Origin of the sequence: Paenibacillus thermoaerophilus, from assembly GCF_005938195.1 — a bacterium.
GTDB classification, from domain to species: domain Bacteria; phylum Bacillota; class Bacilli; order Paenibacillales; family Reconciliibacillaceae; genus Paenibacillus_W; species Paenibacillus_W thermoaerophilus.
Genome location: NZ_VCQZ01000007.1, coordinates 140,463 through 150,677 on the forward strand (window position 1 = coordinate 140,463; position 10,215 = coordinate 150,677).

The following is a 10,215-nucleotide window of genomic DNA, read 5'->3' on the forward strand; positions in this document are numbered from 1 at the left end:
TACCTATCCGAGTTCCCGAAATTTGGGGAGCAGTTTATCCTTTTCAGAGACGATGACCTCATTAACTTCGTGAATCGGCCAATCAATGGCTAAGTCAGGATCATTCCAGACAACTCCGCCTTCATCATCAGGCCTATAGTAATCCGTACATTTGTAACCAAAGATAACTTCATCTGATAATGATAAAAAACCATGAGCGAATCCTTCAGGTATATAAAATTGTTTATGATTATCACCAGACAGATAAACCCCAAACCATTTACCGTATGTACTGGAATTTTTTCTTAAGTCTACAGCAACATCATAAGCAGTGCCTTTTATCACACGCACAAGCTTACCTTGCGGATGATTTTTTTGGAAATGTAGTCCTCGCAGCACACCTTTTTTAGAAACAGACTGGTTATCCTGCACAAACCTTTTAGTCACCCCGATATTGAAATATTCCTCATACCGATAAGTTTCCATAAATGACCCACGTGCGTCCCCATATACAGTGGGTTCAATAATTAAAAGCCCTTCTATTCCAGTCTGTTCCAAACGTAACTTTGCCACTCAGTTCACCTCATTTCCTTGGATAAGGCAGTTCTAAACCATCAACAAGTTGATTTGCTTTTGCGTATGAAGGAAAGGTTCCTGCATCTGTCCACCATGATGGCAAAATATCATACGTAAGTAAGTCTTTCTTCACATAAGCATTATTAACATCCGTAATTTCTAACTCCCCTCGTGAAGAAGGTGACAGTGATTTAATAATGTCGAATACTTGAGAATCGTACATATAAATTCCTGTAACGCAGTAGTTTGATTTTGGTTGTTTAGGTTTTTCTTCTATGGATACGATACGATCTCCTGATAACTCAGGAACCCCGTATCTTTCAGGATCTTCAACCTCTTGAATCAAAATTTTTGCTCCACGTTCCTGTGCCCTGAACTTTTCAACATAAGGACAAATTGAATCATTAAAAATATTATCCCCCAAGATCACAACAGATTTGTCACCATTTACGAAATTTTCCGCTAGTCCGAGTGCTTGTGCAATTCCACCAGCTTGATCTTGCACCTTATATGTAAATGTGACCCCGAAATCATGGCCGCTCCCCAATAGATTCACAACATCGCCCATGTGTTCTTTACCTGTAACAATGAGGATTTCTTCGATTCCAGCCTCTATCAGTTTATAGATTGGGTGGAATATCATAGGGTACTTCCCGACAGGAAGCAGGTGCTTATTAGTCACCTTGGTCAAAGGGTATAAACGAGATCCCGTTCCTCCAGCTAAGATGATACCTTTCATGACAATTCACTCCTTTTATGGGTGACATTCTGAACCCAGTCTTGGTGTTGGATATACCAATCAATCGTCGCCTGAATTCCATCATCAAAATTATATTTGGGCCGCCAACCAAGTTCTGTTTGTATTTTGCTTGAATCGATTGCGTATCGAAGATCGTGTCCAGGCCGGTCCTCAACATAAGTGATAAGACTCTCGGGCTTACCGAGGTATTCTAGAATTTTTTTGGTAATTTGAATGTTTGTCCTTTCATTATTACCACCAATATTATAGACTTCACCACTTCTGCCTCTATGCAATACGAGATCAATAGCAGAACAATGATCTTCGACATGCAGCCAATCTCTTATATTAAGACCATTCCCGTAAACAGGAAGCTTTTCATCGTTTAAAGCTTTCTTGATAAATAAAGGAATCAATTTTTCAGGAAACTGGTAAGGACCATAGTTATTCGAACACCTAGTAATAACGGTATTCATTCCATATGTATGATGATAAGCCCTGACAAGAAGGTCCGCAGACGCTTTACTTGAAGAATAGGGGCTATTCGAAGCTAATGGTGTCTCTTCCGTGAAAAAACCAGTCGGTCCCAGAGAACCATAGACTTCATCTGTTGAGATTTGCAGAAAACGCTGTACTTTGTGTTTTCTAGCTGCTTCTAACAGTACTTGAGTTCCTAGCACATTAGTTTTCACAAAAATCCCGGGATCGGATATACTGTTGTCCACATGCGATTCCGCGGCAAAGTTGACAACCATATCGACTCCACTCATAATTTCATTCACTAAAGATACATCGCAGATATCTCCGTAAACAAAGGAATAATTTCTTCTATGATCCAGATCAGAGATCGTAATTTTATTTCCTGCGTATGTCAATTTATCTAAATTAATAATTTCATAATCTTCATATTTGTCGAGCATATACCTTATAAAGTTACTGCCGATAAATCCGGCGCCACCCGTTACCAGTAATTTACGCAATTCAACTTCCTCCCCGAAAATTGTCAGACACATTTATTCTATCAAATACCTATCTCAATAGCCACTGCCTAAATCCTTTTAGCCTCGTTATATAGAAATCAGAACCTTAATGTCTTGTAATAATTCTTTATTAAGGCGCCCCACCTATGCTAAGATTCTATTATCCATGTAAATTCGCTCGAAGAAAAGGGAGATTTGTAGAATGTTGCTTGAGACTTCTAAAAAAGTCGGAGCCCCCCTGCTGCTTTCCGACAAAAAGGGCTCTCCGAATTGGGTTATCCTGCTGCTCATATCCCTCATCCTTTTCATCGCCCCGTTCTACAAAGCGTTGTTTAATGGCGGAGGCGCCTTCAAGAACATGTATATTTTCGAAGGGCCGATTTTTGCCGCGTTTATAGGGGCCGCCGTTTTGCTTGGAGCCGTCGCCTTCGTGTTGTTTCGACAACATCGGCTTGAACATATGCGCGACTGGCTGCTGATTGCCGTCTGGCTTGTTCCTCTTACATACTGGATCTCGTCGTTCGGAGCCGCTTCGCCGCATTTGGCCAAAATCGCGGTGTTTATCCAACTCGTCCATGTTGCGGCATTTTCGGCTGCGGCTTACCTGATGACGTATCAACGGGGCGCAGAGTTGTTGCGCGCATCGATCTGGCTGTCCGGATACGTGGTCGTGTGGTACGGATTCGCCTGTCTGTTCGGAAATACATATTACCACGATGCCGTCATGGTCGAGGCATACGGCCTGCGATTGACGTCCGTTTTCCAATATGCCAATACATATTCCGCTTACTTGATCGCTCTGCTTCTCATCGCGCTTGCCTTGGTCGTGCAAGGCCGACGTAAATGGTCCATCGCGATTCACGCGTTTATGATCTTGCCGATCCTGGTCTCGTTCTGGGCCACGCTGTCCCGCGGCGGGCTTGTCGTTCTGCCGGTTATCGTACTGCTCGTGCTGCCGTTCCTGAAGATGGTGCGCCAGCTCGCATTTATCACGTATCTGGGGATCGGCGCGGTAGCATCGCTGCTGCTGCAAGGTCCGATTACGAACCAAGCTGCCGAGATGCAAACGAAGATCCGCCAATCGCTGTCCCCGGAGATGGAACCGGGATTCTTGTACAGCCTGACGGACCCCTTGTCCGCGTCCAAATGGGGCTGGCTGCTGGTCGGTTCGCTGATTGTCGGCGCCCTCATTTTTGCAATTCAGGTTTGGGCCGTACCTGCACTTGAACGAAAATGGTCGTCTTGGGGAGAGAAACGCTGGAGCCGCTTCGCGCTTCCGGTTGTTTCCGTCGCGGCGGGAACTTTGTTGATTGTCCTGTTGTTCGGAAGCTCTACGGTGCGATCGATCTTGCCCGATACTCTGGAGCGGCGTATTGAAAATATTAACTTCCAGCAGCACAGTGTGCTTGAACGCAGCACGTTCTACTCCGACTCCTTAAAGCTGTTCAAGGACTATCCGCTGCTCGGCAAAGGAGGCGGCGCTTGGGCGGCGATGTACGAGCAATACCAGAACAATCCGTACACCAGCCGGCAGGCGCACAGCTTTTACTTGCAGTACCTGAATGAGACCGGTCTGGTCGGCGCGCTGGTTTTTGTGGCGCTGTTGGCGGTGATCGCGGTGTTGTTTATTCGGTATTATTCGCGCGCCGACGAAGAACAACGCACGAACGTCCTTCCGTTCTATCTGGTAACGGTAGCCTTGTTGGTCCACAGCGCGATCGATTTTAATATCAGTTATGTATACATCAGTCTGTTGTTGTTCTTAAGCCTGGGAGCGATGGCTTCTACGGGCGCCGCCGTTCCGGTCGAATGGTTCAAGCAAGCCCGGGAGCATGCCGCCGTCCGGTTCGTGTTCCCGAGTCTCGTAGCGGTGTTCGCCGTGTTTATGTTCGTGAACAGCCTGATCTTCACCGTGGCTTCGTCCAAGTTCGAAACCGCGCTTGCCCATGCCAGAGAACAGAAGCCGTTGGACCAGGTTATGCAGCCGCTGGATACCGCCATTAAACGGCAGCCCGGCCATCCGGAATATTCCAACCAGAAGCTGCAGTTTATGCTGCAGTTGTACGAGCAAACCCAAGACGAAAAGTATTTGGCGGAAGCGGAAAATCTTCTGGATCATTTGAAGAAAAAAGAGCCGTACATGCGCCAATTGGTTCTGGAAGAATACCAAATCAACAAGTACCGCGGCCAAACTGCGGACAATCTCGCGCTCATGCAAGAAACCGTAAAAGAAAAGTTCCCTTGGGACATTCAGTTCTATGAATTGCTGGCTGCTTCTGCCGCCGACCTGATGGACCAAGCGAACAACGCAGGCGATCAGGCGGCTTTTGAGGTCAACGCCAAGATCATCACCGATACGATCGCCCTCGTGGAAGCCAAGGAGAAGAAGCTGAAAGAAGAACTGCCTCCGGAGCAAATGCAGGGCCGGCCGTTCAAGGTTACGTCTCCTCTGACCGTATCGCTCAGCCGGATTTATTATGCAAAAGGGCAATACGATCAAATGGCCGCTGCGATCAAGCCTTTCGTTAATCCAGAGCTTCCAACCGCTCAAGACGTCATTGCCGCCCGCTTGTATGTCGTAGCGATGAGCAAGCTAGGGACGCCTGATGAGAAACTGTACAACGCCATCATTCAAAAGGATGAAAAAGAAAAAGACTACATCGCGGCGATGCTTGCGGCGGCCAAGTAATCAAGGAAAGAAGCAGCCATGATTCACTGGATCATGGCTGCTTCTCCATTAGAAATTACTTACTTTATTTTTTTCCATCAAGTTGATCTGCCAACGCCACGAATCCGCACACATTTCCTCGATCCCTCTGGTTGCGTACCAACCTAATACATTTCGCGCCTTCGTTGGGTCGGCGTAACTGATGGCCACATCGCCCGGCCTTCGTTCCACAATTCGATAAGGGACTCGTACCCCGTTCACACGTTCAAAAGTTCGTATTAACTCCAGAACGCTATATCCTCTGCCCGTACCTAGATTAAAAGCCTCAACGCCGGATATATTCATTACACGTTCCAGTGCCTTTAGATGACCAATCGATAAATCAACAACATGAATATAGTCCCGAACACCAGTTCCATCAGGCGTCGGATAGTCCTGACCGAATACCTGAAGCTCTTCGAGTATTCCTGCCGCCACCCGAGTGATATACGGCATCAGATTATTAGGAATACCCACGGGATTTTCTCCGATTCTACCGCTGGGATGACTGCCTACGGGGTTAAAATATCGCAACAAGGCTATGCTCCATTCCGGTTTGGCCGTCCAAAGATCCCTCAATATTTCTTCGATCATCAGCTTTGTCTTGCCGTAAGGATTGATGGCCCTCAGCGGAAAATCTTCGGTTATCGGCGTTTTCTCGGGAACCCCGTAAACAGTCGCTGAGGAACTGAACACCAGTTTGTGAACCCCGAACTTCTCCATGACCTCCAGGAGATTCAAAGTTCCGGTAACGTTGTTGGCATAATATAAGAGGGGGTTGCCCACGGATTCTCCTACCGCTTTAAGACCCGCGAAATGCATGACCGCTTTTATCGGATTTGAGGAAAACAGAGCCTCAAGCGAATCCTTATCCATCAAATCCAGTTCTGCACAACGTACGATTCGGCCTGTAATTTCTTGTACCCGGTCAATTGTCTCTCGCCGGCTATTAACAAAATTATCGAGCACGATCACGTCATATCCGGCTTGTAGCAGCTCCACGCAAGTATGACTGCCAATATAACCCGCACCGCCTGTGACCAAGATCAAGCTGTGTCTCCTCCTAACGGGCCTTTATTTCCCTTCCAACTCTTTCTCCGCCTTCTCCAGATACGGAGTCAGATCCTTGCCGGTGAACAGCGTCACCAGGTTGATGACGCCCTGCTTCTTGTCCTCGAATTGCGCCGCCAACTGATCGACGGCTCCCTCGTAGTAGTTGCCTGCCTTCAGTTTGGCTTTAAGCGTTTCGAGAATTTCCGAACGGAACGTTTCTTGCCCCTCGAGTAGTTTCCGCGCTCCTTGCAGCAGAACCTCTTCGCGGCCGGCATCGTCCGCACCGTCGTATTCACTTTTCAGCACATAAAATTCGGACGTAAAACCGGAGACGAGCTCTTGGAAGGCTTGCTCCGCTTCGAGCACAATCTCGTCGTAAGGCTTGGCGCCTTCGGCGGTCGATACGCCCGTAATCGCGTACGTCTCGCCGTCCCATTCCAGCTTGTTGCCTGCCGATTCGGACACGAACCGCAGCGGGACATAGAGAGAACCGTCAATGATAATTCCGGGGAGTTCGGCCGGCGGTTGCACGGTTCGTTTGCCGAATACGTAGTTGACTTTCTCGAAGTAAGCGTCAATCGTAATCGGCTGAAGGGCGGAGGCGTCCACCGGCAGGATGGGCCGGTCGCCCGCCTTGCGTTCCTCGATATAGGCGTCGATGGAGACTTTCTCCTCGGCCTTCGGTTCTCTGACCGTAACGGTGTACGTGTCCGGGTCCCAATCCACCGCCTTGCCCAGCGCATAACTGGCGAATCGCAGCGGCACATATGTGCTGTCCTTGTACAGAAAAGCGCGCTGGCCTTCGGGCGGGTCGAGTTCCTCGCCTCCGAAGATAAAATGCACGGGCGAAAAGCTCACTTCGATTTGTTTCGATTCGGCATAGGCCTCTCTCGGCGAGCCGGCCGACAATCCGGCTGTTAACAAACCTGCAGCCAGCAAACCCATGGCCCATTTGCGCAATTTCACGGAAATCCCTCCCCATAAGGCATTCGCTATCAGGTGCATTCTACCATACTTGTAGTTCCGATCCAATCGGATACAAGCTTACCTGCCGAGATCTTTTCGCCCGCTCGAGAATTCCAGCGGAATGTCGTCCCAGGCCAAGCACAACCGGTCGATATCCTCCTCCAGTACCTCCTCCCCGCTCTGCACCTCGATCATCTCGAGCTCGACGAGCGCTTTCACACTGTGAAGGCTGCCCGGAGGAATCCGGATCACGTCGCCCGCTTGAATCGGGAATAGCTTTCCGTCCTGCACGACCAGTCCGTTCCCGTTCGTCACGGTCCATGTCTCCGTCCGTTTCCGGTGAACGTGATAGCTCAGATTGCAGCCTGCTTTCAGGCAAACCCGTCGAGTCAAGGATTCCCGCCCTTCGGGGTAACGAACGTAATCGAGCACCCGGTACCAGCCCCACCAGCGCTCCTCATACATCAGACGCCCGTCGAACGGAGTAACCAACTCCTTGACCCGGGGACTGGCGTCTTTGCTCGTGACCAAGATGCCGTCCGGGCTTACGACCACCACGACATCGGGGACGCCCAGCAGCGCGACCGGCAGATCCAATTCGTTAATGAGATGCGCGCCTTCGGAGTCATCGCTGATAATTCCCCGCCCCAGCTGCCGATCGGCCATCTCATCCGTCAGCGTATTCCAAGTGCCGAGATCTTTCCAGTACCCGTCATACGGCAGCACCGCAATATGCTCGGCTTTCTCGACTACGGCATAGTCGAAGCTGATTTTCGGCAAGGCGCTGTAATCCGCTTTCAGAAGGTGATAGTCTGTGGCGATGCCGCGCGCTTCCAACAGATCTATCAAATATCCGAGCCGGAAGGCGAAGACGCCGCAATTCCACAGCGCCTGCCGCTCGATCAGCCGCTGCGCTTCGGCTGCATTCGGCTTTTCCGTGAAGCGCGAGACGGCATAAAAGCCCGGCTCCCGCTCGGGGAATTCGGGGAGGATATATCCGTATTTCTCGGAGGGATAAGTCGGGCGCACCCCGATCAACGCAAGATCCGCCCCGCTCGCGCTCAGAATCTCGTCCAGCCTGGATACGGCTTCGAAAAACCGTTCCTCCACATAGGGATCGACGGGCAGAATCGCGACGATTTCATCTTGGGGGACGTTCAAGACACTATGTAAATAGGTTGCTGCCAGCGCGATGGCCGGGAACGTGTCGCGTCTCGACGGCTCTTCGATGATCGGTACCCCGGCGCCGAGCTGGCTGCGAAGCATTTCGGTCTGCGCTTTGCCTGTGGCGATGTACGCATGCTCGGCTAACCCCAGGGAGCGAAGCTGGCGCCACACCCGCTGCACCATCGACTCCGGGCGGCCTTGGGGGTCTTTCAGCAGCCTCAAAAATTGCTTGGATCGGGAATCGTTCGACAGCGGCCAAAGCCGTTTGCCGGAGCCGCCCGACAACAGGATCAGCTTCATCCGGGTTCCCCCTTTTCTCTTTGGCGATCTCTTCCTAATTCGTAGCTTATCATAGATCGGAGAACATTTCCGCTGTTGCGATGCCATGTCGTGAAGGATGGCTACGGGATTGGGCAGTCCGACTCTGTAAGAGATCCGAAGTTGATTTCAAGTCTTTCAGCGGTCGCTGTTTTAACCCAGAAAAAAAAGAGCCTCCCGAACGGGAGACGTTGATGGTACAATATGGACGTGCAACCGACTTGGGTGGGACAGGACGCCTCCGGGAAAGGAGGTGTTGCCTATGACCTTCTCGTTACAGGAAGTCATCATGCTCGGCATGTTTATGCTGGCGCTGCTGACATACCTCGGTAAACGGAAGTAACCCGCCCAGGTTCGCGCCGCGGTGAGGGTTACTTTCGACCGTTTTGGCGGAGGACTCCCACCCAAATGGTTGCGCAGGGACGGTGTAGGCGCACCGTCCTTTTTTTCAGTTTAAGCATATCACGGGCAGTTTAGACTGACAAGACAATTCGGATGCGTTCCACGCTTGAATTCGTTCCCTGAAGCAAAGAGGCTTCCCAAAAGTTGATATGCTCCCCTTAAGGTAGACAGGTGAAATAATAAAACCTGCTGCTGTAAAGGGAGCTTTTTTCATGCCTAATAAACAATATAGTGCGTCGGAGAAATTCGCCATCCTACAGGAAATCGAAAGTGGCCAGATCGGCGTTAAGGCTGCAGCTAAAAAATACGGTATTCCCAAAACCACCTTGGTGAAATGGCGACGTCGTTATGAGGTGTACGGGTACGAAGGGTTAGAGAGACAAACTCGCAATCGAAGTTATTCAGCCGAGCTTAAGCTGCAAGCGGTGCAGGATTACCTCTATGGGGGATTGTCCCAATATCAGGTCATTGATAAGTACAAGATCGCCAGCCGAACCCAACTCTCCAACTGGGTTAAGAAGTATAATGGTCATAGCAGCTTAAAAACCTATAAAGGGGAAGCGAAAGCTATGACGAAGGGTCGGTCTACCACTTGGCAGGAACGGATTGATATTGTTCTTTATTGTCTTGCTCATCACCATGACTACCAGAAGACGGCGGATCAGTACCAGGTGTCCTACCAACAAGTGTATCAATGGGTAAAAAAGTACGAAGTTGGCGGTCAGGATGCTTTGCAGGATGGTCGAGGGCGAAAAAAAGCTCCTGAGGAGTTAACCGAAGCGGATCGACAAAGGCTCGCGATGAAGAAGCTGGAGTATGAAAATGAACGGCTTCGGGCGGAGAATGCTTTCTTAAAAAAGTTACAGGAATTCGAAAGGAGGCGACGCTAAGCGGGCATCGTCAGGAGAATGTCTACCTTGCCATTCAAGCCGTTCAGCAAGAAGGACCATTCAGCGTACGGTTATTGTGTGAAATCGCAAAGATTCCACGATCCAGCTATTACAAATGGTTGAATCGCAAGCCTAGTTCCCGTGAGCTGGAAAACCAACATCTCACTCATGCCATGATCTCGCTGTACGAGAAGGTTGGTGGCATCTACGGTTACCGTCGATTAACCCTTCATTTGCGCCGACAGACCAAGCAACGGATTAACCAGAAGCGCATACAGCGCCTGATGAAGCGAAAGGGAATCCAATCGGTGATCCGCAGAAAGAGAAAGAAATATGTGCGTTCAACTCCACAGCAGGTTGCCGAGAATCTGTTAAACCGTGAGTTTCATGCGAAAGCACCGAATGAGAAATGGGTAACCGATGTAACGGAATTCAAAT

9 protein-coding genes are annotated in these 10,215 nt (G+C 49.7%); 3 read left to right on the forward strand and 6 right to left on the reverse strand.

The features are described from left to right. Positions 1-3 precede the first annotated feature (3 nt). From rfbC to rfbB, 3 genes are read right to left on the reverse strand one after another with little or no spacing between them, the layout of a single operon-like run. Complete coding sequence (rfbC, locus tag FE781_RS07185; protein WP_138788932.1) at positions 4-552, reverse strand: dTDP-4-dehydrorhamnose 3,5-epimerase; 549 nt, start codon at positions 550-552, stop codon at positions 4-6. Between the two features lie 10 nt (positions 553-562). Beyond that, positions 563-1,294 (reverse strand): sugar phosphate nucleotidyltransferase, encoded by a 732-nt coding sequence (locus FE781_RS07190; protein WP_138788933.1) that lies wholly within the window; start codon positions 1,292-1,294, stop codon positions 563-565. Continuing rightward, entirely contained in the window at positions 1,291-2,274 is a 984-nt protein-coding gene (rfbB, locus tag FE781_RS07195) for a dTDP-glucose 4,6-dehydratase (RefSeq protein ID WP_281281877.1), read from the reverse strand. The genes FE781_RS07190 and rfbB overlap by 4 nt, the downstream gene beginning before the upstream one ends. A 430-nt stretch (positions 2,275-2,704) precedes the next feature. Here rfbB and FE781_RS07200 point away from each other — a divergent pair, with 430 nt between their 5' ends. Continuing rightward, entirely contained in the window at positions 2,705-4,963 is a 2,259-nt protein-coding gene (locus FE781_RS07200; RefSeq protein WP_170209446.1) for an O-antigen ligase family protein, read from the forward strand. Between the two features lie 48 nt (positions 4,964-5,011). On the opposite strand, the gene galE is transcribed toward FE781_RS07200, so the two are convergent. The 3 genes from galE to FE781_RS07215 form a co-directional block, all read right to left on the reverse strand. Next, positions 5,012-6,031 carry a UDP-glucose 4-epimerase GalE gene (gene galE / locus FE781_RS07205; RefSeq protein WP_138788936.1) on the reverse strand — a complete coding sequence of 340 codons (1,020 nt, stop codon included), beginning with the start codon at positions 6,029-6,031 and terminating at the stop codon, positions 5,012-5,014. Positions 6,032-6,055: 24 nt separating this feature from the next. After that, positions 6,056-7,000: a copper amine oxidase N-terminal domain-containing protein gene (locus FE781_RS07210; protein ID WP_170209447.1), complete on the reverse strand. Its 945-nt coding sequence runs from the start codon at positions 6,998-7,000 to the stop codon at positions 6,056-6,058. Between the two features lie 78 nt (positions 7,001-7,078). Beyond that, the gene (locus FE781_RS07215; protein ID WP_138788938.1) at positions 7,079-8,467 is read right to left on the reverse strand and encodes a sugar phosphate nucleotidyltransferase; all 1,389 of its coding nucleotides are present in this window, start codon (positions 8,465-8,467) and stop codon (positions 7,079-7,081) included. Positions 8,468-9,099: 632 nt separating this feature from the next. Here FE781_RS07215 and FE781_RS07220 point away from each other — a divergent pair. Both FE781_RS07220 and FE781_RS07225 read left to right on the forward strand, forming a co-directional pair. Next, positions 9,100-9,777: a helix-turn-helix domain-containing protein gene (locus FE781_RS07220; protein ID WP_138788939.1), complete on the forward strand. Its 678-nt coding sequence runs from the start codon at positions 9,100-9,102 to the stop codon at positions 9,775-9,777. A 119-nt stretch (positions 9,778-9,896) separates the two neighbouring features. Next, a partial coding sequence (locus tag FE781_RS07225) for an IS3 family transposase (RefSeq protein WP_138788940.1) occupies positions 9,897-10,215 on the forward strand: 319 nt, incomplete at its 3' end.

What these genes read in the sequence shown, in the direction of transcription:
- FE781_RS07190 (WP_138788933.1), bottom strand. Translation starts at nt 1,294, where the DNA reads ATGAAAGGTATCATCTTAGCTGGAGGAACGGGATCTCGTTTATACCCT.
- FE781_RS07215 (WP_138788938.1), bottom strand. Translation starts at nt 8,467, where the DNA reads ATGAAGCTGATCCTGTTGTCGGGCGGCTCCGGCAAACGGCTTTGGCCG.
- FE781_RS07220 (WP_138788939.1), top strand. Translation starts at nt 9,100, where the DNA reads ATGCCTAATAAACAATATAGTGCGTCGGAGAAATTCGCCATCCTACAG.